Origin of the sequence: Aeromonas salmonicida (genome assembly GCF_028355655.1) — a bacterium.
GTDB lineage: Bacteria > Pseudomonadota > Gammaproteobacteria > Enterobacterales > Aeromonadaceae > Aeromonas > Aeromonas salmonicida.
The window spans coordinates 1,331,044-1,353,729 of sequence record NZ_CP110645.1 but is presented as its reverse complement, the minus strand read 5'-3'; the positions used below and the strand labels follow the sequence as shown (position 1 = coordinate 1,353,729).

Below are 22,686 nucleotides of genomic sequence, written 5' to 3'. Positions count from 1 at the left end.
TCCTGCGACAGTGGCTGACGAGGGCACGTCTGGCGCAAAACAGGCATAATGAGTGGAATATCATTGCTATCGACGGGACCCGATATGGCCAAGACCCTGCTACTGCTGCTGTGCCTCCTGCCCTGCCGGTTGTGGGCAGCCGAGATCCTGGTGATCAGCAGCTATCACGCCGAATACCTGTGGGATCAGAGTTACAACGCCAGCCTGCAAACCCATCTGAACGGCAAGCACCACATCAGCCACTTCTACATGGATACCAAGCGCCGCCCCCATGACGAGTTCGACCTGATGGCCGAGCAGGCACTGGCCTTCTACCGGCAGCTCAAGCCCGATCTGGTGGTGCTCGGCGACGACAACGCCATCAACTATCTGGCCAACGAGATCGCCTCCCTCGGTACGCCCGTGGTGTTTCTTGGCATGAACGAAAACCCGCGCCACAAGGGACTGGTCGGCCATCCCAAGGTCACGGGCGTGCTGGAGCGCCCCCTGCTCAAACGCAACATCAGCGAAATGAGCCAGCTGATGGGCGGCATCAAGAAAGCGCTGGTGCTGTTTGATTCCAGCAACGTGGCGCTCACCGCCATTGAAGATGAATTCAAGACCCAGACCGATCTGCGGGTCGGCCAGACCCGGGTCAACAGCCAGCTCATCGGCGATTACAGCCTCTGGCAGGAGGCTGTGCTCAACGCCAAAAAAAATGGCTACGACGCCATCTTCATCGGTCTCTACCACACGCTGGTGGACGATACAGGCAAACATGTGAGCGAACAGACAGTCCTGGCCTGGGCGAGTGTGCACAGCCCTGTGCCCCTGTTCTGCTTCTGGGAGTTTTCGGTGGGTACGGGCAAGGCCATAGGTGGCCTGGTGCTGGATGGCCGCGATCAGGGAGCGAAAGCAGCAGAGCTCGTCAACGCCATACTGGCGGGTGCCCAGCCCAGAATGCTGGCACCTCGTGCCGCCGTCCGAGGCGAGTATGTGTTCAGCAAGCAGGAGCTGGCCCGCTGGCAGCTGACGGTGCCAGAGAAGTGGCAAGGCAAAACCCAGTGGCGCGACTAACGCCCTGAAACAACAAACCCGGCTGGATGGCCGGGTTTGTTGTTTTCAGCGTATCGTCATCGCCAGATCATGACTGAAGGGCTGCCTGTAACTGCTCTTCGGTCCAGATGGTGATACCGAGCTCCTGGGCCTTGGCCAGCTTGGAACCGGCCGCTTCCCCCGCCACCAGCACATCTGTCTTGGCCGACACAGACCCGGCTACCTTGGCCCCCAGCGCCTGCAGCGCCGCCTTGGCATCGTTGCGAGAGAGCAGGTTGAGGGTGCCGGTCAGCACAAAGGTCTTGCCGGCAAAGGGCTGCTCGCTTGCTTCCTTCTTCTCGATGACAGGCCAGTGGATACCGGCGGCCAGCAAGGCTTCCAGTACCTCGACGTTATGGGGTTGACGCAGGAAGTAATAGACGTGCTTGGCCACCACCTCCCCCACATCCGCCACCGCCAGCAACTGCTCCACCGAGGCGGCACGCAGGGCATCCAGCGTGAGGAAATGGTTGGCCAGGTTCAGCGCTGTCGCCTCCCCTACCTCACGAATACCCAGGGCAAACAGGAAACGCGGCAGGGTAGTGCTGCGCGCCGCATCGATGGCCGCCACCAGATTGAGCGCGGATTTCTGCCCCATCCGCTCAAGGCCGGCGAGCTGGATGGCGTTGAGGCTGAACAGGTCTGCCGGTGTCTTCACCAGCCCCTTGTCGACCAGTTGCTCGACAATTTTGTCGCCGAGGCCATCCACATCCATGGCACGCCGCGCCGCGAAGTGCTTGATCGCCTCCTTGCGCTGCGCCTCGCAGAACAGACCGCCTGAGCAGCGGGTGACCACTTCCCCTTCCAGCCGCTCCAGCGCCGAGCCACAAACCGGACATTGGGTAGGAAAGAGGATCTCGCGGGCATCAACGGGGCGCTGCGCCTCCACCACGGCGACTATCTGCGGGATCACGTCCCCGGCCCGGCGCACGATCACGGTATCGCCGATCATGACACCAAGGCGTTCAATCTCGTCGGCATTGTGCAAAGTGGCGTTGGAGACGGTGACGCCACCGACAAACACGGGTTTAAGCTTGGCAACCGGGGTCACGGCGCCGGTACGACCCACCTGAAACTCGACGTTCTCGAGCAGTGTCATCTCCTCCTGGGCCGGAAACTTGTGGGCAGTGGCCCAACGGGGAGCGCGTGCCACAAAGCCCAGCTCTTCTTGCACGGGGATGGCGTCGACCTTGTAAACCACGCCGTCTATCTCGTAGGCCAGCTCGCCGCGGCGGGCCAGAATATCGTCGTGAAAGGCCTGGCATCCGGCCGCGCCTTCCTTGAGTTTCACCTCCGGGCTCATGGGCAGACCCCAGGCTTTGAGCTGACACAAGCGGCCGAAATGGGAATCCCCCAGCTGATCGCCGCCCACCCCGACGCCATAGGCGTAGAAGTTCAGCGGACGACTGGCGGTAATGCGGGAATCGAGCTGACGCAGGCTGCCAGCCGCGGCATTGCGCGGGTTGACAAACACCTTCTCGCCAGCGGCCAGTGCTTTGGCATTCATCGCCTCGAAACCGGCCTTGGGCATAAATACCTCGCCACGGACTTCCAGCCGGGCGGGCCAGTCGCTGCCGCGCAGGGAGAGTGGGATCGCCTTGATAGTGCGCACGTTCTCGGTGATCTCCTCACCGGTCGCACCATCGCCCCGGGTAGCGGCCTGCACCAGCTGGCCATCCACATAGAGCAGGCTCACTGCCAGACCGTCCAGCTTGGGCTCACAGCAGAAGGTGAAGCTCACCTCCCGCTTCAGGCGATCCTTCATGCGCTGCTCGAACGCCTGCAACTCTTCGCTGCTGAAGACGTTGTCCAGGCTCAGCATGGGGATCTCGTGACGTACCTGTTTGAAGGCGGTCAGCGGTTGACCACCAACCCGAACACTCGGGGAGGCTGGGGTTTTCAGTTCTGGATGCTCGGTCTCGATCGCGATCAGTTCCCGCATCAGGCGATCGTATTCGGCGTCAGGGACGGTGGGGTTATCCAGCACATAATACTGATGACCGTATTCGGTCAGCAGATCACACAGTTGACGGTGGCGGGAGAGGGTTTCGCTCATGGAAAAGTCTCGGACTGTGGTTGGAATAATAAGTTAACCGCACAAACAAAAATGCGGCACCTGGGTACCGCACTTTTGATGTACTCGACCCCGTGGAGTCTTAGTCTCGATTAGCCTCATAGGCGGCCAGTTCGTGCCGGTAACGGGCTATGGTCTCGTCGCTCAGCGGGCTGCGATCCATGTCAGTCAACATGGCATCGAGATCGCTGGCCAGCTGGTCGGCAGCCTGCAGCATGTGCTCGAAGGCAAAGGCTGCATTGCTGCGCAGCGGCAGCTGCATGAACAGGGAGACACCCGGGGTGTTGAACTGCTCCATCCGGTACGGATTGAAGGTGCCCGGCTTGACCATGTTGATCATGGAGAAGAGCACTTCACCCTTGCCGTTGAGATCCTCGTGGCGATGAAAAATATCCATTTCACCAAACTTGAAGCCTAGCGCCATCAGGGAGGCCAGCAGAGTCGCCCCTTCCAGATCGTGACCGGGGCGCGCCATCAGGTTGATGACATAGACATCCTGCCAGATCTTCTCGACCGGCTGGGTATCCATCAGCGGCTCACTAACGGGTTCCTCATACACAGGCTCCTCGTAGGCAGGCTCTGGGGCCACATAACGGGGCTGCGGCTTGTACTCAGGCACTGGCACATGAGCAGGTTCGCGGGCACCGAAGGTCGGTGCGGTCGCGTAGGCAGGCTCGACCAGAGGTTCATCATCCAGCTGTTGCAGCAGCGGCTCGCGCTGGGAACGAGAACGGTGTACCGGGGTACGACGGATCACCTGAGCGGGCTTGCGCACCGGGGCGGCAGGCACTTCCTCTACTGTCTCGGCGATGGGCTCCTCGAACTCCTCCTCGTCTTCTTCGTAGACGGGGGGCGGGGCAACCGGGCGGGCGACAGGCTTGCGCACCACAGGGGTTGGCAGCTCGACCTCGTCATCCTCGTCATCGAAAGCGGTGACGGGCGCACGGCGGCTGACATCCGGCTGGCGAGCCTCCTCGCTGTGGAGCTTGGGCTCGGCACGACGGCTACCACTGACCACACGCACCTGACCGACACCATCGTTGTCGAAGGCGTCACTGTCGCGACCACGTGATTTGGATTCCATCCGGCCCAGAGGTTTCTCTTTGATCGGTGCCTGACGATTCTTTCTGTTGCTCCACAACCCGTGAATGAGCAATGCCGCAATAGCAATACCGCCCAGGGCAACCAAGATGTAACGCAATTCCTGCATTAGCTGCTTCTCTTTCTAGTTTTGCTCAGCCAAAGCGACGGCTTCACCGATATCGACCGACACAATGCGAGAAACCCCGGGCTCTTGCATCGTAACGCCAACCAGCTGCTCAGCCATCTCCATGGAGACCTTATTATGACTGATGTAAACGAACTGTACTGTGCTCGACATCTCTTTGACAAGAGAACAGAAGCGACCGACGTTCACTTCATCGAGCGGTGCATCCACCTCATCCAGCAGACAAAATGGTGCTGGGTTGAGTCTGAAGATGGCAAAAACCAGCGCAAGTGCGGTTAACGCCTTCTCCCCCCCGGAAAGCAGGGCAATGGTAGCATTCTTCTTACCCGGAGGTCTTGCCATGATGCTCACTCCGGCCTCCAAAAGATCATCCGAGGTCAGCTCAAGCCAGGCACTGCCTCCCCCGAACACTTTTGGAAAGAGGGATTTTAAATCTTCGTTGACCTTATCGAAAGTGTCACGGAAGCGTATTTGTGTTTCTTTATCAATTCTTTTAATGGCTTGGCTCAAGGTTTCCAGCGCTTGCTCGAGATCCTGACACTGGTTTTCCAGGTAGGTTGAGCGGGTTTTCGCCTCTTCATACTCCTCCAACGCAGCCAGGTTGATGGCGCCAAGTGCCTCCACTTGTGCCTCCAGCGTCTGGATCTCCTGACGCAACTTGCCGCGATCGGCGGCGATCAAGACAGCCTGATCGAGATCCACCAGCCGTACCCCCAGCTCCTCGAACTGCTCATGCAACCCCTGACGGCGGGTCAGGTTGCGCTCGCGCTCCAGCCTCAGGGTCGCCAGCTTCTCCTGCAAGGTCAGCAGCTGCTTGTGATCAACGCTGCGTGCCTGTTCCAGTTCGGTCAGTTGTCGCTCCAACTCTGCCAGCCTTTGATGGCAGGCAAGTTGCAATGCTTCGAGGTTGCGTTGCTCGACCAGCAGGGGCGACAGATCCTGACCCGGCGTGGCTCCGGGCTCCTTGAGTTCGGCCAATTCCAGCCCGAGCCGGGCCAGTTCCTGCTCCCGCAGGCTGATGAGCTGGCTCTGATTCTGCTGCTCCAGCTGCCAGCGCTGGCAGCTGGCTTGTTGCTGCTCACGGCGCAGGCGCGCCTCTTCCACCGCCCGCTCGGCATGAGTGACTCGCTCCTGAGCAAGCTGCAGCGACTCGGTCAAGGGCTCACCCTGTTCCTGCAACTCGCCAAGCCGCTCCTCATCGAGCTCAAGCTGCTGCAATGCCGCTGCCAGCCGCTGCGCCTCGTCGGCCTGCTCCTTGTCCAGCCTGATCAGCTCTTCGCCAAGCTGACCGAGCCGTTGCAACCGCTCCTGACGCTGGCCTTCCCGCAGGCTCCAGGCTTCACGCAGTTGCTGCCACTGCTGTTCCTGCTCGCGCACTGTGCGCTGGCTCAGCTCAAAGGCACTGTGCAGCTGAGCGCGCGCGGCATCGACAGTGCCCAGTTGTTCATCCAACAGGCCAAGGGCCTGCTGGCCTGCCGCCAGTTCTGTGTGTAACCGCTCACGTTCACCGAGCAGGGCCAGAGTGCCGAGTGCCCTGCCCTGGCCGAGATCGGCCCAGTTGGGACCAAACCAGTCTCCGGTCGGGGTCAGTACCGACTCACCGGCCAGGAGGCCAGGCTGGCGGGCCAGCGCAGCGTCTCTATCTTCAACCAGCCAGATGGCGTTGAGGAAGGCGGGAATATGCGCCCCCTCAAGCCGGGCCGCCAGGGTACCCGCCACCGCAGGTCGGGATGGACCAATCCAGAGTCCGTTCTGCGCCAGATTGCACTCGTCGCTGGGCTGGGCGGTGAGCCAGCGGCCGAGCACCTTGTCAAGCGCCTGTGCCCACTCGGGCGCCACCTGCAGCCTATCCGCCAGGGTGGCGCCCACCATCTGCTCCCCCAAAATTTGGTCAAGCGTGGTGAGACGAGCTTCAAGCTCCCGCAGCAGGCCGCTCTGCTGGCTTTGCTGCAACTTGCACTCTTCATGGCGAGCCACGCTGGCCTGCCACTGCTGCTCCAGCTCGGCGTGGCGAGCCCGGGAGCATTCCAGCTCGGACGCCAGGGCGTCTAGCCCGGGCTGCAACGACTCCCCTTCCCCACCGAGTGGACCTGCGCGTTCATCCTCCAGCTTGAGCCGTGCCAGCCGGGTCTTGGCTTGCAGCTCCTGCAGACCGTTCACTTGGGCGCGAGTCTGGTTGAGCTGCCCCTGCAACTGGCCGAGTTGTTGTTGCCACTGCTGCTGGCGTTGACGCGCCTGCTCCAGCTGTTCGCCGGCGGCAAGACGCAACCCCTGCTGATCGGTGAGCAACTGCTCACACTGTTCGAGTCGCGCCGACTCCTGCTCCCCCTTGAGGGCGCCTTCGGTCAGCTGTTCCTGCTGGCTCGCCAGTTGTGCCCTGATGCCCTCTATCCGCTCGCCAAGCGCCTGACGCCTGACCTGCCAGTCGCGACCAAGCTCGGTCTGATGAAGTTGCTGCTGTTCGAGGCGGGCGATGGCCTGACCACCGAGAAAAATTTGTTGCTGGCGGCTCGCTTGCTCGGCCTGAGCCTCCTGGCGGGCCACCGACAGGGTGACGTGACGCCCCTCATCCTGGGTGCGCTTGGCATCCAGCGCCGCCAGCGCCTGTTCGGCCTGAGTCAGCTCGGCCTTGGCCTCACCCAGGCGAGTCTCCAGCACCCACAGCTCGGAACCGATAAGCTCGGTCCGTGCGGCGCGCGAACGGCTCTTGAGTTGCTTGTAACGTTCGGCCGTCTCGGCCTGGGCCTTGAGATGTTCGAGGCGGGAGCCCAGCTCACCGCGAATGTCGCCGAGCCGCTCCAGATTCTCCTGGGTATGGCGGATACGCTGCTCGGTTTCGCGTCGCCGCTCCTTGTAGCGGGAGACACCCGCCGCCTCCTCCATGAACAGCTTGAGATCGGCGGGGCGCGACTCCACCAGCCGACTGACGGTACCCTGCTCTATGATGGCGTAGCTGCGCGGCCCGAGGCCGGTACCGAGGAAGAGGTCGGTGACATCCTTGCGGCGGCACTTCTGGCCGTTGATCTGGTAATGGTTGGAGCCGTCGCGCAGCACCTCGCGGCGCACCGAGATTTCGGTAAAGCGGCCAAATTCACCGGGTACCCGGTTGTGGGGGTTGTCGAACACCAGCTCCACCGAGGCGCGACCGTGAGGGCTGCGGTTGATGGAGCCGTTGAAGATGACGTCCGTCATGTTCTCGCCGCGCAGATGGCGGGCCGAACTCTCCCCCAGCACCCAGCGCACGGCGTCGATCACGTTGGACTTGCCGCAGCCATTGGGCCCCACCACCGCGGTCATGTCGGCCGAGAACTCGATGCGGGTTGGCTCGACAAACGACTTGAAACCGGCGAGTTTGATCAATTTCAGACGCATGGAGGCCTATTGGGTAACGAAATAAAGAGAAGGCGGGCAGGCGACTTTACCAAATCCAAACCTTGTTTGTAATATGCTGGCACTTTCCCATGAACAGATGGAGCTCCGATGAGCCAATCACCCCCTATGGTCAAAGACTCAATCAGCGGCGCAGACTACTTCCTGCGCGGTTTCTCCCTCATTCGCCAACCGGGCATCCGCACCTTTGTGCTGATCCCGTTGCTGGTCAACTTCGTGCTGTTTGCCGGGGCCTTCTACGCCCTCTTGTTGCAGCTCGATAGTCTGTTCGGCTGGCTGCACCAGCAGATCCCCAGCTGGCTCAGCTGGTTGGACTATCTGCTCTGGCCCATCGCTCTGGTCACCATACTGGTGGTCTTCTCCTTCCTGTTCAGCTCGGTCGCGAACTGGATAGCGGCCCCCTTCAATGGCCTGCTGGCGGAGAAGGTGGAACAGACCCTCACCGGCGAAGTGGTCAGCGACACCGGCATGCTGGACATCGTCAAGGATGTGCCCCGTACCTTCGGCCGTGAATGGACCAAGCTGAAGTACTACCTGCCTAAGGCCATCGGCTGCCTGATCCTGTTCCTCATCCCCGTGGTCGGGCAGACCCTGGCCCCCGTGCTCTGGTTCCTGTTCAGCGCCTGGATGATGGCAATTCAGTACATCGACTATCCGTTCGACAACCACAAGATAAGCTTCATCACAATGCGCGATGCCTTGAAGCAGCGCCGCGGCAAGTGCCTGAGCTTCGGTGCCCTGGTCACCCTCTTCTCCGCCATTCCGGTGGTGAACCTCTTTGTGATGCCGGTCGCCATCTGTGGTGCCACCGCCATGTGGGTGGACCACTACCGCGCCGAACAGCTCAAACGTTGATCCCTGCCCCAATGAAAAAAGGCACCTCGTCGGTGCCTTTTACTTTTTGCATTATTAAAAATAATGAATAGCCTTCATTCCTTGTCCCATATAGCTTGAATTGATAGGATGCGGGCCTTTCTCGCACCCTGGGATATCTCATGTTACATACACTCTTCTTGCTGGGCCTGGTGGCCGAAGGAATGACTGGCGCACTGGCTGCGGGTCGGCGACGGATGGATCTGTTTGGCGTGGTGATCATCGCCTCGGCAACAGCCATTGGGGGCGGTACCATCCGGGATGTGTTGCTTGGGCACTATCCCCTGCTCTGGGTTGAACATCCGGAATATGTGCTGCTGGTGGCAGGCGCGGCCATGGCCGCCGTCATATCGGCACCGCTGATGCGCTACCTCGGCAAGCTGTTCCTGGCGCTCGATGCGCTGGGACTGGTGGTCTTCTCCATCTTCGGCGCCGCCAGGGCCCTGGAGATGGGCCATGGCATCGGCATTGCCTGCATCATGGCGGTGGTCACCGGCGCCTTTGGCGGTGTACTGCGAGACTTGCTCTGCCAGCGCATTCCCCTGGTGTTTCGCCGGGAGCTCTATGCTGCCATCTCGCTGATCACCGCCGCCATCTACTGCCTGGCGCTGGATCAGGGCCTGCCCAACGACTGGGCCGCCTTTGGTGCCATCGGGATCGGCTTCGTGTTGCGCTTGCTGGCGGTACGATTCAAGTGGGGATTGCCCACCTTCCACTATCAGTACGCAACCCACTGAGCGCGCCAGTTTCTGGCGAAGCCGTTCGGATTGCAGACAACAAAAAAGCGCCTGACAGGCGCTTTTTTGTATGGAGACACTGAGCGCATACGCGACTCAGTTAATCCCTTCCGAGCTGAAGAAGGTTGCCTTGTCGGCGATGAAGCGGATCTTGATGTTCTTGCCCTCCTCTCCCCAGATGCAGCTGGTGGTGCCCAAGGCATCGTCGCAGCGCTCTGCCTTGCCGAGTATGGTGCTCGCTTCCGCGTAGCTGATCCCCATCTTCAACTTGTCGTAATTCTCGCGATTGAGCTTGCCACAACCGGTCAGCAGCAGGGCAATCATGCCCCCGAGCAAAATATGTTTCATCTGGTTCTCCTCTGGATAGTGTCCGGAGCCTAACAGCTCGGCGCCCCTCTTTGCCAGTGACCAGGCGCTGCAGCCCGCCATTGAGGCAAGGTGTCGCTCGCCGGATGCCGCCAACGACTACCAGCTGCGGACGGGCCCGGTGTCCAGATGAACGAAGTTGTCGCTCGGGTAGTAGCCCACTCCACCCACCTTGAGATTGAGCGCAGCCTTGCGCAGATGGGCCAGCTGAACGCCCGGGATCCGCACATCCACCGCCTGACCCAGGGTGTGATAGCTGTGCTTGGCAACGCCGCGACTTTTGCTGCGCTTCTGGCGATTGGTCGCTGGCGAACGGTAGCCGGAAATCAGCTGGATTTCGCCGTTGCGGCCCAGCTTGTGCTGCAACAGATAGAGCTGATCGAACAGCTTCTTGTCGATGTTGAACACTTCGTTGCGACGATAGTCGCGGAAAATATGATTGAGCTCGGCCAGCCCGTCTTGCAGGTAGCGACCATTCTCCCAATAACTGGCCTGCACCCGCTCACCGGTATTGAGATTGAAAAAACTGAGTTCACGTCCTGAGGTACTGCGGCTCGCCATGGCAGGGAATGAGAGCATTGCTCCCCCCAGCAGGCACCCAGCCCCCAGCAGCAGGCGACGTCGACTTATCTCTTGTTCCAGCATAAGGAGTTCGTCCATCGCAGATGTAAGCGACACTGTTGAGTGAATTTGATACAGGTGCTTGAAACTACCTTTCGAACCCTCTCATGTCAAACCGCCAGCACCAATGAAAAAGCCCGGCAAGGGCCGGGCTTTTCACTCTGTGGCAAGGATCACAGCAGGCGACTTTGGAAGCTGACTCGATCAAATCCATAGATGTCATTGCGCAGTTGCTGGCGACCCTCTTCGTCGATCCAGCTGCTCCAGTAGACGGTAAATACCGGGATAGGGGTGGTCAGCGGCAACCACTTGGTCTGGGTATTTTTCAGTATGCTGGCCACCTTGTCCGGCTGGTAGCGGGAGTCCGCCAGCAGCAACTCGGCCAGATCGTCGGCGTGCTCCACACGGATACAACCGGAGCTGAAGGCCCGAGCCCCTTGCTCGAACAGCGCCTTGCGCGGAGTGGAGTGCAGATAAATGGCATCGTTGTTGGGCAGATAGAACTTGTAGCGCCCCAGGGCATTGTGATCACCGGGCTTTTGCCGCAGGCGATAAGGGAAACCGGCGGCCAACGCCTGATACCAACCCTCTTCTGTGAACTGCACAGGGTTGCCTTCGCCGTCGATCACTTCGAACTGCTCGCGATTCAAATACGCTGGATCCCGACCCAGCTTGGGCAGAATATCCTTGCTCAGGATGGAACGCGGCACATGCCAGGGCGGGTTGAGCACTATGGAGCGGATCTCGCTGGCGAGAATGGGGGTTGCCCGCTGCTCCTTGCCAACGATGACCCGACTGGTAAACACCTCGTTGCCGGACTCCACCACACTCAGACGGTAGTCAGGAATATTGACCAGCACGTAACGGGCACCGGATAGATGATCAACCAGATCCCGACGCCACAGGTTGCGCAGCAGTAGGCTGGCACGCACTTGCGGCCCGGTGTTGAGCCAGGTGCGAGTCTGGCGACCAATGATGCCATCAGCGGTCAGACCGTGGCGGCGCTGGAACTGCTTAATGGCCTGCTGGGTGTCAACGTCATAGGTGGCGTCGTCATGGCGGGGGGCGCCATCCCCCAGCTCGTTGAGGATGGTACGGATCTGCCCCAGTTCAGGGGATGCCTCACCCGCCCGCAGGGTCGGCATGGTCAGGGTCGGCCACTGCTTTGCCATGGGCATGGCGAGCAGTTTGCGTACTTCCTCGCGCACCGCCTCATACTCGGCAACCTGGGGTCTGAGCTGCTTGACCTGATCCAGCAGATTGTCGCCAACAGGCTCGTGGGCCAACGGCTGGTTCAAATTGAGCTTGAGGGTTTGCATCTGCTCGCGGGCGACCAGATCCATGGCACGCCAAGCCTGCTGAAAGCGGGCCAGCTTGCCAAAAACTTCATCGTAAATGGCCCCACGCTGATCGGCCGGTTTGGCCTGCAGCTTCTTCCAGAGACTGAAGAAGTCAGGGTGCAACTGGGCCAGTACGGCCTCCTGCAACTGGTGCTCCAACTCAAGGCGAGCCTGCTCTGCGGTACTGTTTTGATACCAGTCATGCTGCACTGCAGCATTGGTTACCAACACCTGTCCTTCGCTTGCCTGCGCCATTGCCGCTGGCAAGCAGCCCAGCCAGATCAGGTTTGCCAACGCCAGCCAATACTTCTTCCCCATGCTTACCTCAAGATCGGTTCACTTCAACTGCCAGACCCGGCGGTCAAGGCGCTCATGATGCGTGAATGCCAATGACTTTACTAGCTGGCGGGCGCGTAGCGCCGCCAGATAACGTCATACTCATTGGTTGCTTTAAATTCAGCCAGCTCCCGATTGAACGCCCTGACAAACGCCGGTGAAAGCCGCTGTTTGCTGAACATGAAAAAAGTGGGTGCTTCATATACGGCCATACCGTGAGGCACGATCAGATCGTTTAGCCCCTCTTCTTTCAGACCCCAGGGCGTGGCCAGAATATCCCCGAGAAAACCGTCGATCCGGCCGAGCACCAGCTTGCCGTAATTTTGATGATCATTGACCACGCTTACCTGGGCCGCATAACGGCGCAACAAGTCGGCTGTCTCGGCCCCATAGTAGTAATCCTTGGTCACCCCGAGAATATGACCACTGGCCAGCCAGCTCGCCAAATCGGTTTCAGGATAGGAAGAGGACTTGCGGACCCAGAGCACACTGCGCCCCGGATTATAGCCATCGGAAAACCAGGCATAGCGGCCACGCTCCTCGTTGGAGTATGCCTCCATGGCGATATCGAGCGAGCCCCGCGCCAGATCGTGCAGTATCCGCTTCCAGGGCCGCTCCACATAGGTGACCTGACAACCCAGTCGCGTGAGCATGGCATTGAGTGTTTCCACGGCAAAACCTTTCAGCACCTTGTCATCCGTCGTCGCGCTGTCGTAATAGTGATAGGGCGGCCAATGGTCAAAACCGACCCGCAGCGGAGAGGGGCAAAAGCTGTTGGCGGATGCAGCCGGAGAGAGCAACCAGAGCGCACAGCAGAAGAGTATCAGCTTCATGGGTCATCCTTGACAACGCGATGCCTCATCATAAATCGGCCTTGGCCAAATGGCGACAGATCCTGCCACAGCGATCCTTATCTATCGGTACTCTACGAGGGACGGGTTTCTCCCCACAGGGACTCGGCCATGAAATCAGTCCAGACCCAGTGCGGCACCGGGCTTGTTCAAGCCATAAACAGGGCAAACAGGGAGCATTTGGAGTACGGGCTCGAAAGGGGTTAATATGTGACCAAATATATTTTTGTGATCCACTATGCTTTTTTTGCAATTGGATTAGCATATGCGCGAAATCAGCCTACCAATCGTGAGGCGTAGAGAGTGATATGACGTATAAAAAGTTCGGTTTTCTGACTGCCATCATGGCACTGAGTGGTTTCTACCTTTACACCCTCTATCTGGCTGCCCACCCCAACGTGAGCCTGGCCTACAAACTCTATTACCTGGAAGGCAAGACCCGCTTCTGGGAGCACAACTCCAGCATGACCTATCAGCCCGGCAACGAGCTCAACCTGACCAGGCCGAGCCGCTTTCTCTCCAGCGCAGGCTGGGCCAAGAAGCCAAGCAGCGAAGGCACCGAACTCAGCGGCCAGGGTGGCCTCTATTTCGTGCTGCCCAAACATCAGGCTCAGCCTGAACAGTTGACCATACAGGCCAGGGTCAACAGCCCGCAGGCAGGCACCCTGCTCAAGGTGGCACTGGGTCATGACTTCACCACGACAGTCCGCCTGGCCAAGGCTGGCATCAACGAAATCCGGCTCAATCTGCCGGGCGACTCTCTGACGTCGGACCCGAAACGGCCTAACTTCCTGGCGCTGTCCGCACCGACCCCCCTCAATGTCCAGTCGGTACGCCTGACCGTCGCCCAGTAAGACGTACTCTCCTATACGTTGTTTTATAAAATAATTTTCCAAATAAGGAAGTTTTCATGTCGCATGCCGATTTTCGACTCTCTCTGATCGTTCCCGTCTACAACGAGGAAGAGAGCATAGATGCCTTCATCAACGCGATAGATAACGAACTGGCGCCTCTCAAGGATCGGCTGGAGATCGTGTTCGTCAACGACGGCAGCCGTGACAGCACCCGTGAAGTGATCGAGCAAGCCATCACCCGCGATCCCAGGGTGACCCTGGTCAACCTGGCGCGCAACTTCGGCAAGGAAGCGGCCATGACCGCCGGTCTGCATCATGCCAAAGGTGATGCCATAGTGCCGATGGACGTGGATCTGCAAGATCCCCCCTCCTTGATCCTGGAGTTCGTCAAGCTGTGGCAGACCGGTGACTATGACACCGTCTACGGCATACGGGTGGATCGCAGTGCCGATACCCCGATGAAGCGTGTCACCGCCGGTGGCTTCTACCGTTTCTTCAACGCCCTCTCCACCAGCACCAAGCTGCCGGAGAACGCAGGTGACTTCCGTCTGATCGACCGCCGTGTGGTGGAAGCAATCAAGCAACTGCCAGAGCGCAACCGCTTCATGAAGGGTCTGTTTGCCTGGGCCGGCTTTCGTGCCGTGGGCGTTCCTTACGAGCGTCCGGCCCGTCACGCCGGTGAAACCAAGTTCAACTACTGGAAGCTGTGGAACTTCGCCCTCGATGGCCTGATGAGTTTCTCCAGCTGGCCGCTACGGGTGTGGAGCTATGTGGGGGTCGGTGTTTCCTTCGTTGCCTTCCTCTACATCCTCAAGATCGTCACCCAGGTGGTTTTCTTCGGGATCGACGTACCCGGTTATGCTTCCCTGATGTCAGTAGTGCTGTTCCTTGGTGGCATCCAGCTGCTGTCTCTTGGCATCATTGGCGAGTACATAGGCCGCATGTTTGTGGAAGTGAAACAGCGTCCTATTTATCTCATCGAAGGGGTCTACGGCCAGTATGCCAAGCCGGAGGAAGACAAGCAGCAGGACGCTGACACACAGCAAGAGACTGAACAACAACAAAACAAGAAGGAGCAAGCGCCTCAATGATCTCCCGCGAGGAATTCTGGCGCCTGTTCCGGTTCGGTCTGGTCGGCGGGGGGGCAACCCTCGTCGACCTTGGTACCTCTATCGCGCTGTTTCATACCTGGCCCGCCATCTCTGAACACTGGGTCACCTCCATCGCCTTCATGATTGCCTTCTGGTTCTCATTCTTTGGCCATCGTTACATCACCTTCCAGAAACAGGGTGCCATCGGCAAGTTCTTGCTGGTTGCCCTCTTCTCGCTGGCGGTGAGAAACCTGATATTGAGCGGTCTGCTGTTTGCGGGTCTTTCTGGTCTGCTGCCTGTGGTGATCGCCACGCTGACAGTCACAGTGCTCACCTATATCCTCTCTCGCGTCTGGGTATTTGCCTGATGAATGACATTACAACGTTGACTCCCGACAGCTCGACTCCCAGCAGTCAGGCTCCCTATCGCCCGTCACTGGCCATCAGCAGCCGTGACTGGCTGATGATCATCGCCGCCTTCCTGCTGAGTCGGGTTGCCCTCTATGGCATGGGTTATTTCGGTGTCCAGCTTTACGGCGCCACCGACATAGGTCCGCTGCAAGCCTATTGCCAGTTCGACTGCGTCTGGTTCCAGCGCATCATCGAAAACGGCTACGATCTCTACCCGCGCTGGCTCAGCAAGGGCAATGCGGCCAACTGGGCCTTCATGCCGCTCTATCCGATGTTGTCAGGTGCGCTGTCAAACCTGCTCAACGTCGAGAGCCTGATCGGCCTGATGCTGGTGGCCAACATCGCCTTCTTCGCCAGCCTGCCGCTGATGCTGCTGGTGCTTCGCCAGCTCAAGCTGGGTGACGAGACAGCCCGCTTCGGCGTCTGGCTGCTCGCCTTCTCCCCCTTCTCCGCCTATTTCGTCTCCGGTTATACAGAGTCGATGTTCATGGCCTTGATGCTGGGGATGTTCCTGTTTGCCTATCGGGAACAATGGCTGATGGTCGCAGTACTCGGCGTTTGCATCTCCGGCACCCGCAATCTGGGTGTGATGATGGTCTTCCCTGTGCTGATCCTGGCGCTGCAGGCCTACGGCTGGCGGGAGTTCTTCCGCTTCACCGAACGCGCCTTCAAGGTGGTATTCACCCTCTGGCTCATTCCGCTCGGCCTGTTTTCCTATATGGTCTACCTCTATCACCTCACAGGTGATGCGCTGGCCTTCAAACATATCCAGGTGGCATGGGGCCGTTACATGGACAGCCCGCTCGACTGGTGGCTGAGTGGCTTCGAACTGGGCGGGCGCAAGGCTTACCTCTCCATCATGGTGATCTTCGGCTGGTGCCTGAATCTCTACCTGTTCAGCCAGAAGCGCTGGGCCGAAGCCACTCTGATGTTCATCTGCTGCACCATACCGCTGATGACGGGCCTCAACGCCATGCCACGCTACATGTTCGGTCTCTACCCGACCCTGCTGGCCATTATCCTGCTGACCCATCGCTGGCCAGCCATGCGCCCGGCCGTGCTCTGCATCAGTGGCATGGTGGCCTCCTTCATCGCTGTGGCCTTCGTCAACTTCAAGTTCTTTACCGTCTGATGTAACGCGACCAACGCCATGTCCAAAAATGCCGGTCACTTGACCGGCATTTTTTATGGTCTTCATAAATCGACGGGAGAAGTGAGCCTTGGCTGAAGGCGGGTAAACAAAACATCACCCACCAGTTCCTATCGTGAAACAGCGCAGGTGTTCTCCGCCGCCGCGGATAGTATGAGAGCAAACGGACAAGGCAAGTCAGACAGCAAGAGGCGAGAGAGGGGTAGACAGCTAGCAAGAAGGGAGAGTTATCTTGCAAACCATCGCAATGGGACAGCTTGCAAGTGCTGTCTCCCGAGCACAGGCAGTGCTCGGGAGACAGCCACAAAGCAAGTCTCGTAGAGAGACTGGCTTACTTGACGGTGACCCGGGCAAACTTGCGCTTGCCGACCTGATAAACGGCGGTACCGGCACCTATGAGTGCCTTGCCATCTTCCAGCTTCTCGCCGTCACGCTTGACCGCGCCCTGCTTGATCATGCGCAGTGCTTCGGAGGTGGTGGCCACCAGATCGGCATCTTTGAGCAGGTTGGCGATGGCCAGACCGTCACCTTCCAGCGCCAGTTCGACTTCCGGCATCTCGTCCGGAATGGCGTTCTTGGAGAAACGCTGGGTGAAATCTTCGTGGGCCGCTTCCGCTGCCGCTTCGTCGTGATAGCGAGCGATGATCTCTTTCGCCAGCCAGATCTTCACGTCACGGGGATTCAGGGTGTTCGCGGCGATACCGGCCTTGAACGCTTCAATCTCGGCCAAGGGACGAGAGGAGAGCAGCTCGTAGTAGTTCCACATCAGGTCATCTGTGATGGACATGATCTTGCCGAACATCTCGCCCGGGGCATCGTGCACGCCTATGTAGTTGGCGGCGGATTTGGACATCTTCTTGACGCCATCCAGACCCACCAGCAGCGGCATCATCAGCACGCACTGGGCGGCCATGCCGGCATCTTTTTGCAGCTCGCGGCCCATCAGCAGGTTGAACTTCTGATCGGTACCGCCGAGCTCGACGTCCGCTTTGAGCGCAACCGAGTCATAGCCTTGCAGCAGCGGATAGAGGAATTCGTGAATGGCGATGGACTGGCCGCCGGTGTAGCGCTTCTTGAAATCGTCGCGCTCCATCATGCGGGCCACGGTCTGCTTGGCCGCCAGCTTGATCATGCCGGTCGCGCCCAGCTCGCCCAGCCAGCTGGAGTTGTACTCGATGCGAGTCTTGGCGGGATCGAGGATCTTGAACGCCTGCTCCGCATAGGTGAGGGCGTTGTGCTTGATGGCCTCTTCGGAGAGCGGCGGACGAGTACTGTTCTTGCCGGAGGGATCACCCACCATGGCGGTGAAATCGCCGATCAGCAGAATGATCTCGTGGCCCAGATCCTGGAAGGTCTTCAGCTTGTTGAGGATCACGGTATGACCCAGGTGAATGTCGGGAGCCGTCGGGTCCATCCCCAGCTTGATGCGCAGCGGGCGCCCTTCCTTCAACTTGGCAACCAGTTCTTCTTCAACCAGAATTTCTTCCGCTCCGCGCTTGATCTCGGCTAGCGCCACCTCGAGCTGGGACATTTTTTGACACTCCAATCACGATTCCACAGGGCCAAACATATTACTGGAATGGCGAGCTAATTGGAAAGGCTGTAAAATCCGCTCATTCTGCCCGACTTCGTCAGCTTCTCATGGTCATTTGGAACGCCTTCAACTCTCTTCCCACCTGGCACCGCAAGATGGTGCTGATTTTGAGCATCATGGTGATGATGCTGGCGGCCTGGCCAAGCGAACGGGCAGTCGCCACCCGGGTCGATGACAACAGCAACGAGCTAGCCGCCGAGCCGCAACCGGACGGCGACGATCTGTTGGCACAAGCCGGGCAAGCGGCTATCCCGCCCAAGCCGAGCTATGTCACCAAACAGGTGAAAGTGCGTCGTGGCGACAACATGGGCGTCATCTTCCAGCGGCTGGGGCTCAGCACCACGGATCTGCACCTGATCGATCAACTCGACGGCAGCGACCCCCTGCGCATGTTGCGTCCCGGGCAAGAACTCACCTTCAAGCTCACCAAAAATGGCGATCTGCACAGCCTTTATTACCCCCACAGCCTGGAACAGGCGTTGAAAGTAAGCCGCAAGGCCGAGAGCTTCGTGGCCAAACCGGTCAAGCTGGAACTCGATACCCGCGAACAAGTTACCCGAGGCGAGATACGCTCCAGCTTCTGGGGGGCCGCCGTCGAGGCGGGGATGACCGAAGATCAGATCATGGATCTCGCCGCCATCTTCGGCTGGGACATCGACTTCGCACAGGACCTGCAACCCGGGGACAGCTTTCGGGTTGTCTATCAGGAAAAATTCCAGGATGACGAGCGAGTGGCCTCCGGCGACATTCTGGCCGCCGAGTTCATCAATCAGGGCGCCATCTATCGCGCCGTACTGAACGAGGATGGCAACTACTACACACCGGAAGGCAAGGCGATGCGCAAGAGCTTCCTGCGCGCGCCAGTCAACTTCAAATACATCAGCTCCAACTTCAATCCGCGCCGCCTGCACCCGGTCACCGGCAAGGTGCGTCCCCACAATGGCATCGACTATGTGGCACCGGTGGGCACCCCCATCATGGCGGCGGGCGGCGGCAGCGTAGTGGCGGCCGGTTACAACCAGTTCAACGGCAACTATGTCTTCATCAAGCACGCCGGCAACTATGTGACCAAGTACCTGCACCTCTCCAAACGCACCGTCAATAAAGGTCAGCGGGTGAAACAGGGGCAGACCATTGGCACCCTGGGGGGGACAGGTCGGGTAACAGGCCCGCACCTGCACTATGAATTTGTGGTGGGCGGCATTCACAAGAACCCGCGCACCCTCAATCTGCCGCAGGCCGAGACCCTCACAGGGCGGGAGCTGGCCAACTTCAAACTGCTGGCAACGCCGCAACTGGCCAAACTCGACCAACTCGACAAACCCGAGCTGCAGCTGGCCCAGAACAAACGAGATAGCAACGGCAGTTAATGCGTCATCAGCCTCTGACCACGCCGCAGAAAAAGGCGAACGCTGAACCCTTGTTCCACATCTTTATCTCGATAAATAAGGACATCTCATGATTGAGCGCTACATTGGGCTGATGTCCGGCACCAGCATGGACGGGATTGATGCCGTACTGGTGATGATTGACGGGGATGAACTACGGGTCGAAGCAGCACTCGGCCACCCCTGGCCTGCCGACATGGCGCATGCGCTTCATGCCCTCTGTACGCCCGGCGACAACGAGATAGACAGGCTGGGGGTCGCCGACCAGCAAGTGGCGCAGGAATTTGCCGCCGCCGCTCAGGCCCTGCTCGCCAAGGCGGGCCTTGCCCCTGCCGCTATTCGCGCCATCGGCAGCCACGGCCAGACCATTCGCCACCGCCCCCAGCTCGGCTTTACCCTGCAGATCGGCAACGCGGCCCTGCTGGCGGCGCTGACCGGCATCGACGTCATCGCCGACTTTCGTACCATGGACATGGCCCTCGGCGGTCAGGGGGCGCCCCTGGTGCCCGCCTTCCATCAGGCGCTGTTTGCCAAACCCGGCGCCCTGCGAGTGGTGCTGAACCTCGGCGGCATCGCCAATATCTCGGTACTGCCGGGCAACGCGGGCGGGGTGTATGGCTTCGATACCGGCCCCGCCAACACCCTGCTCGATGGCTGGTATCGCCGTCATCAGCCAGACGGCGGCAACTACGATGCCGGTGGCCAATGGGCCGCCAGCGGCCGGCTGATCCCGGCACTGCTGGAAAAGCTGCTGGCTCACCCCTACTTCGCCTCCCCCGCCCCCAAGAGTACCGGTCGAGAGATGTTCACCCTCGCTTGGCTCGATGATGAGCTGGCAGACAGTGGCTACGCGCCGGTGGATGTGCAGCGCACCCTGCAGGCGCTCACCTGCCACAGTATCGCTCGTCAGCTGCCCGTCCCTCCCGAATCCCCCGGGATCAACCAGCCCAAAACCGAGCTCTTCGTCTGTGGTGGCGGTGCTCATAATGGCCCCTTGCTGGCTGAGCTGGCCAGCCTACTGCCCCACTGGCGCATCGCCAGCACGACCGAGCTGGGGATTGCCCCCGACTGGATGGAGGGAGCGGCATTTGCCTGGCTGGCAGAGCGTTTTATCCACCGCAAACCCGGCAACCTGCCCGCCGTTACCGGTGCCAGCCGTCTTGCCGTCCTGGGTGCCCTCTATCCCGCCTGATCGCCAACTGGGAGCACCACCTATTACCCCGATCACTGCCAGCAAGGGAGGGCAAGCAGCCCTCCCATACACGGTCGCTAATCGCACAACCCTATACCCCGCCGGATAAGTGACACTGACTGCCCGACCGGCGTCACCCAAAGCGGGTAAGCCAGCATCTGGCCCCATCATCTCACCCCACCATCACGACCCGCTCACAGGACGACTGCACCCTTATGGCATATTTACCTCTCTATTTTGCGCGGCAAATATCATCAGAATAAGCGCACAAGCGGCTATTCAAGTGCAATAAAAAACATCGTCTATGCAATATATTGAATTATATTCCAGCCACATCTTTATTAGCCTTTGGATGACCTTGGGCTAGCATATTTTTAGCGGACTGGATAGATGCCCAAAACGATTTAAAATACATATCTATGCACAATAAAATAGATTAACCGCAAGAGGACGCATATTTTTAACGCCTCGTTCACAGCACAGCCCCCTCCCCCGCAAGGGGAAGAACCCAGTCCACACGGGCTCGCCCGCGATGCCAGACCTGTTTGATCCACCGAGGAATCGTATTCACCCTGAATTGAATAGCAAAACAGCTATATTTCCAAGCGTTGAGCCATCTCATAGAAACGCAATCACTGGTTTGCATCCCCTGATGGCCACTCATAGAATCGCCTCGTCTGAAATAATCAACCCTGTCCCTTCCTCTCTTATCCCATTCAGCTATTGAGTGGATTAAATATATAACCGGGGATGCACCTGCTGGCGCACTCGGATGGGACGAACCTGTACCTGAGTTAACAACGAATACTAAAAAGAGGAATATCTATGAGTGGCACCATCATCAAGGCTGCAAGAAATACCACCCATGCCCCCCAGGATCTGGGCCCCTACACCCAGACGGTGGCGTTCTCTCATTACAACAATATTTCTGCCCAGTTACCGGTCGATCCCAAGACCGGCAAGATGGTGAGTGGCGACGTCAAAGTACAGGCCAGACAGTGCCTGAATAACCTCAAGGCAATCATAGAGAGCATTGGCCACGTGATGGACGATATGGTCAAAGCCACTATCTTCCTCAAAGACATTTCGGATCTGGAGGCGGTCGACGCCGTCTATCGCGAATTCTTCCCAAGCTATCTGCCGACCCGTACCACACTCGCTGTGGCCGCCCTGCCGCTGGATGCCCAGGTGCAGATCGACGCCATCATCTCCAATGGCGAAGGCACCTTCCCGCAGGCACCCTGCGCCCTGGTGAAACTGGCCCGCAACAGCGACAAGGCACCGCACAACCCGCTCTCGACCCATACAGTCGCCTTCTCTCACTACAACAACATAGGCGCGCAACTGCCGGTCGATGCGTCCTCGGGCAAGCTGGTCGCCGGTGGCATCAAGGAGCAGGCAGGTCAATGCCTGCGCAATATCAAGACCGTGCTGGAAAGCATCGACGTGCCGTTTGACGATATCGTCAAAGTGAATATCTATCTGACCAGCCTCGCCGATCTGGAGACCGTCAACGAGGTCTACACCACCTTCTTCCCCGACTCCGCCATTGCCCGCGCCGTGGCCTATCTGCCCGCCCGCTCGGTGATCAGTGCCGCCGCCCTGCCAATGGGTGCCCGGGTGCAGATGGATGCGGTCATCTCCCACGGTGACGGCACACCGCCGCAACTGGTAGAAGACCGTCACAATCTGGTGATCGCTGCCCGCAATACCGACAAGGCACCGCGCAGCCCGCTCCATTGCCAGACTGTCGCTTTCTCCCACTACAACCATCTGGCCGCTCAACTGCCGCTGGATATCACCACCGGCAAGATCCTGACTGGTTGTGTCAAAGAGCAGACAGCCCAGTGCCTCAGCAATATAAAAGCCATCGTCGAGAGCATCGACCATGTGATGGACGATATCGTCAAGGTCAATATTCAGCTGAAGAACATCGCGGATCTGGCCGAGGTGGATGCCGTCTATACCCGCTATTTCCCGAGCTATCTGCCCGCCCGCACCGTCATTGGCGTGAGCGAGCTGCCCGCCGGCGCCTTGGTGCAGATGGATGCAGTACTCTCCAATGCGGAAAGTACCCCGCCGCAGGCGTAAGTGTTGCGGTAAATAAAAAAGAGAC

General features: G+C 59.2%; 18 protein-coding genes. 10 read left to right on the top strand and 8 right to left on the bottom strand.

The window, feature by feature from the left end; all coding sequences use genetic code 11:
- The first annotated feature begins 84 nt into the window (after positions 1–84).
- On the top strand, positions 85–1,056 hold the full coding sequence (locus ONZ54_RS06645; RefSeq protein ID WP_192895748.1) for an ABC transporter substrate-binding protein: 972 nt from the start codon (positions 85–87) through the stop codon (positions 1,054–1,056).
- A gap of 67 nt (positions 1,057–1,123) precedes the next feature.
- Here the strand turns inward: ONZ54_RS06645 and ligA are convergent, their stop codons facing one another.
- From ligA to ONZ54_RS06630, 3 genes are all read right to left on the bottom strand, one after another.
- Entirely contained in the window at positions 1,124–3,130 is a 2,007-nt protein-coding gene (ligA, locus tag ONZ54_RS06640; protein ID WP_271787749.1) for an NAD-dependent DNA ligase LigA, read from the bottom strand.
- 100 nt (positions 3,131–3,230) lie between these two features.
- Entirely contained in the window at positions 3,231–4,358 is a 1,128-nt protein-coding gene (gene zipA, locus ONZ54_RS06635; RefSeq protein WP_271787748.1) for a cell division protein ZipA, read from the bottom strand.
- 15 nt (positions 4,359–4,373) lie between these two features.
- On the bottom strand, positions 4,374–7,748 hold the full coding sequence (locus ONZ54_RS06630) for an AAA family ATPase (protein WP_271787747.1): 3,375 nt from the start codon (positions 7,746–7,748) through the stop codon (positions 4,374–4,376).
- Between the two features lie 108 nt (positions 7,749–7,856).
- Here ONZ54_RS06630 and cysZ point away from each other — a divergent pair, with 108 nt between their 5' ends.
- Positions 7,857–8,621, top strand: a complete 765-nt coding sequence (gene cysZ, locus ONZ54_RS06625; RefSeq protein ID WP_271787746.1) for a sulfate transporter CysZ — start codon at positions 7,857–7,859, stop codon at positions 8,619–8,621.
- Between the two features lie 140 nt (positions 8,622–8,761).
- Positions 8,762–9,376, top strand: coding sequence for a trimeric intracellular cation channel family protein (locus ONZ54_RS06620; RefSeq protein ID WP_005316916.1), 615 nt, complete (start codon positions 8,762–8,764; stop codon positions 9,374–9,376).
- Positions 9,377–9,472: 96 nt separating this feature from the next.
- Here ONZ54_RS06620 and ONZ54_RS06615 read toward each other — a convergent pair whose 3' ends face one another.
- From ONZ54_RS06615 to ONZ54_RS06600, 4 genes are all read right to left on the bottom strand, one after another.
- The gene (locus tag ONZ54_RS06615; protein ID WP_005316919.1) at positions 9,473–9,724 is read right to left on the bottom strand and encodes a hypothetical protein; all 252 of its coding nucleotides are present in this window, start codon (positions 9,722–9,724) and stop codon (positions 9,473–9,475) included.
- 117 nt (positions 9,725–9,841) lie between these two features.
- Positions 9,842–10,387 (bottom strand): peptidoglycan L,D-endopeptidase MepK, encoded by a 546-nt coding sequence (locus ONZ54_RS06610; RefSeq protein WP_005316921.1) that lies wholly within the window; start codon positions 10,385–10,387, stop codon positions 9,842–9,844.
- 149 nt (positions 10,388–10,536) lie between these two features.
- Positions 10,537–12,021, bottom strand: coding sequence for a L,D-transpeptidase family protein (locus tag ONZ54_RS06605; RefSeq protein WP_271787745.1), 1,485 nt, complete (start codon positions 12,019–12,021; stop codon positions 10,537–10,539).
- Between the two features lie 80 nt (positions 12,022–12,101).
- Positions 12,102–12,872, bottom strand: coding sequence for a substrate-binding periplasmic protein (locus ONZ54_RS06600; RefSeq protein ID WP_021141070.1), 771 nt, complete (start codon positions 12,870–12,872; stop codon positions 12,102–12,104).
- A 326-nt stretch (positions 12,873–13,198) separates the two neighbouring features.
- Between ONZ54_RS06600 and ONZ54_RS06595 the strand changes: the two genes are divergently transcribed.
- From ONZ54_RS06595 to ONZ54_RS06580, 4 genes are read left to right on the top strand one after another with little or no spacing between them, the layout of a single operon-like run.
- The gene (locus tag ONZ54_RS06595; protein WP_005316926.1) at positions 13,199–13,744 is read left to right on the top strand and encodes a hypothetical protein; all 546 of its coding nucleotides are present in this window, start codon (positions 13,199–13,201) and stop codon (positions 13,742–13,744) included.
- 56 nt (positions 13,745–13,800) lie between these two features.
- Positions 13,801–14,835, top strand: a complete 1,035-nt coding sequence (locus tag ONZ54_RS06590) for a glycosyltransferase family 2 protein (RefSeq protein ID WP_271787744.1) — start codon at positions 13,801–13,803, stop codon at positions 14,833–14,835.
- Positions 14,832–15,203, top strand: a complete 372-nt coding sequence (locus tag ONZ54_RS06585; protein WP_271787743.1) for a GtrA family protein — start codon at positions 14,832–14,834, stop codon at positions 15,201–15,203. The genes ONZ54_RS06590 and ONZ54_RS06585 overlap by 4 nt, the downstream gene beginning before the upstream one ends.
- Complete coding sequence (locus ONZ54_RS06580) at positions 15,203–16,378, top strand: hypothetical protein (protein WP_059169849.1); 1,176 nt, start codon at positions 15,203–15,205, stop codon at positions 16,376–16,378. The genes ONZ54_RS06585 and ONZ54_RS06580 overlap by 1 nt, the downstream gene beginning before the upstream one ends.
- A 349-nt stretch (positions 16,379–16,727) precedes the next feature.
- Here ONZ54_RS06580 and tyrS read toward each other — a convergent pair whose 3' ends face one another.
- On the bottom strand, positions 16,728–17,927 hold the full coding sequence (tyrS, locus tag ONZ54_RS06575; RefSeq protein ID WP_131729700.1) for a tyrosine--tRNA ligase: 1,200 nt from the start codon (positions 17,925–17,927) through the stop codon (positions 16,728–16,730).
- Between the two features lie 110 nt (positions 17,928–18,037).
- On the opposite strand from tyrS, the gene ONZ54_RS06570 reads away from it, so the two are divergent.
- The 3 genes from ONZ54_RS06570 to ONZ54_RS06560 all read left to right on the top strand — a co-directional run bounded on the left by ONZ54_RS06570 (position 18,038) and on the right by ONZ54_RS06560 (position 22,661).
- On the top strand, positions 18,038–19,360 hold the full coding sequence (locus tag ONZ54_RS06570) for a peptidoglycan DD-metalloendopeptidase family protein (protein WP_271787742.1): 1,323 nt from the start codon (positions 18,038–18,040) through the stop codon (positions 19,358–19,360).
- 88 nt (positions 19,361–19,448) lie between these two features.
- Complete coding sequence (locus ONZ54_RS06565) at positions 19,449–20,570, top strand: anhydro-N-acetylmuramic acid kinase (protein ID WP_271787741.1); 1,122 nt, start codon at positions 19,449–19,451, stop codon at positions 20,568–20,570.
- An 825-nt stretch (positions 20,571–21,395) separates the two neighbouring features.
- On the top strand, positions 21,396–22,661 hold the full coding sequence (locus ONZ54_RS06560) for a RidA family protein (protein WP_271787740.1): 1,266 nt from the start codon (positions 21,396–21,398) through the stop codon (positions 22,659–22,661).
- The last annotated feature ends 25 nt before the right edge of the window (positions 22,662–22,686 follow it).

Bases quoted from the DNA above. Each gene is read 5' to 3' on its own strand.
- tyrS (WP_131729700.1), bottom strand. From the start codon at position 17,927: ATGTCCCAGCTCGAGGTGGCGCTAGCCGAGATCAAGCGCGGAGCGGAA.
- ONZ54_RS06565 (WP_271787741.1), top strand. From the start codon at position 19,449: ATGATTGAGCGCTACATTGGGCTGATGTCCGGCACCAGCATGGACGGG.
- ONZ54_RS06645 (WP_192895748.1), top strand. From the start codon at position 85: ATGGCCAAGACCCTGCTACTGCTGCTGTGCCTCCTGCCCTGCCGGTTG.
- zipA (WP_271787748.1), bottom strand. From the start codon at position 4,358: ATGCAGGAATTGCGTTACATCTTGGTTGCCCTGGGCGGTATTGCTATT.
- cysZ (WP_271787746.1), top strand. From the start codon at position 7,857: ATGAGCCAATCACCCCCTATGGTCAAAGACTCAATCAGCGGCGCAGAC.
- ONZ54_RS06595 (WP_005316926.1), top strand. From the start codon at position 13,199: ATGACGTATAAAAAGTTCGGTTTTCTGACTGCCATCATGGCACTGAGT.
- ONZ54_RS06630 (WP_271787747.1), bottom strand. From the start codon at position 7,748: ATGCGTCTGAAATTGATCAAACTCGCCGGTTTCAAGTCGTTTGTCGAG.
- ONZ54_RS06610 (WP_005316921.1), bottom strand. From the start codon at position 10,387: ATGCTGGAACAAGAGATAAGTCGACGTCGCCTGCTGCTGGGGGCTGGG.
- ONZ54_RS06600 (WP_021141070.1), bottom strand. From the start codon at position 12,872: ATGAAGCTGATACTCTTCTGCTGTGCGCTCTGGTTGCTCTCTCCGGCT.
- ONZ54_RS06615 (WP_005316919.1), bottom strand. From the start codon at position 9,724: ATGAAACATATTTTGCTCGGGGGCATGATTGCCCTGCTGCTGACCGGT.
- ONZ54_RS06585 (WP_271787743.1), top strand. From the start codon at position 14,832: ATGATCTCCCGCGAGGAATTCTGGCGCCTGTTCCGGTTCGGTCTGGTC.
- ONZ54_RS06620 (WP_005316916.1), top strand. From the start codon at position 8,762: ATGTTACATACACTCTTCTTGCTGGGCCTGGTGGCCGAAGGAATGACT.
- ONZ54_RS06570 (WP_271787742.1), top strand. From the start codon at position 18,038: ATGGTCATTTGGAACGCCTTCAACTCTCTTCCCACCTGGCACCGCAAG.
- ligA (WP_271787749.1), bottom strand. From the start codon at position 3,130: ATGAGCGAAACCCTCTCCCGCCACCGTCAACTGTGTGATCTGCTGACC.
- ONZ54_RS06560 (WP_271787740.1), top strand. From the start codon at position 21,396: ATGAGTGGCACCATCATCAAGGCTGCAAGAAATACCACCCATGCCCCC.
- ONZ54_RS06590 (WP_271787744.1), top strand. From the start codon at position 13,801: ATGTCGCATGCCGATTTTCGACTCTCTCTGATCGTTCCCGTCTACAAC.
- ONZ54_RS06605 (WP_271787745.1), bottom strand. From the start codon at position 12,021: ATGGGGAAGAAGTATTGGCTGGCGTTGGCAAACCTGATCTGGCTGGGC.
- ONZ54_RS06580 (WP_059169849.1), top strand. From the start codon at position 15,203: ATGAATGACATTACAACGTTGACTCCCGACAGCTCGACTCCCAGCAGT.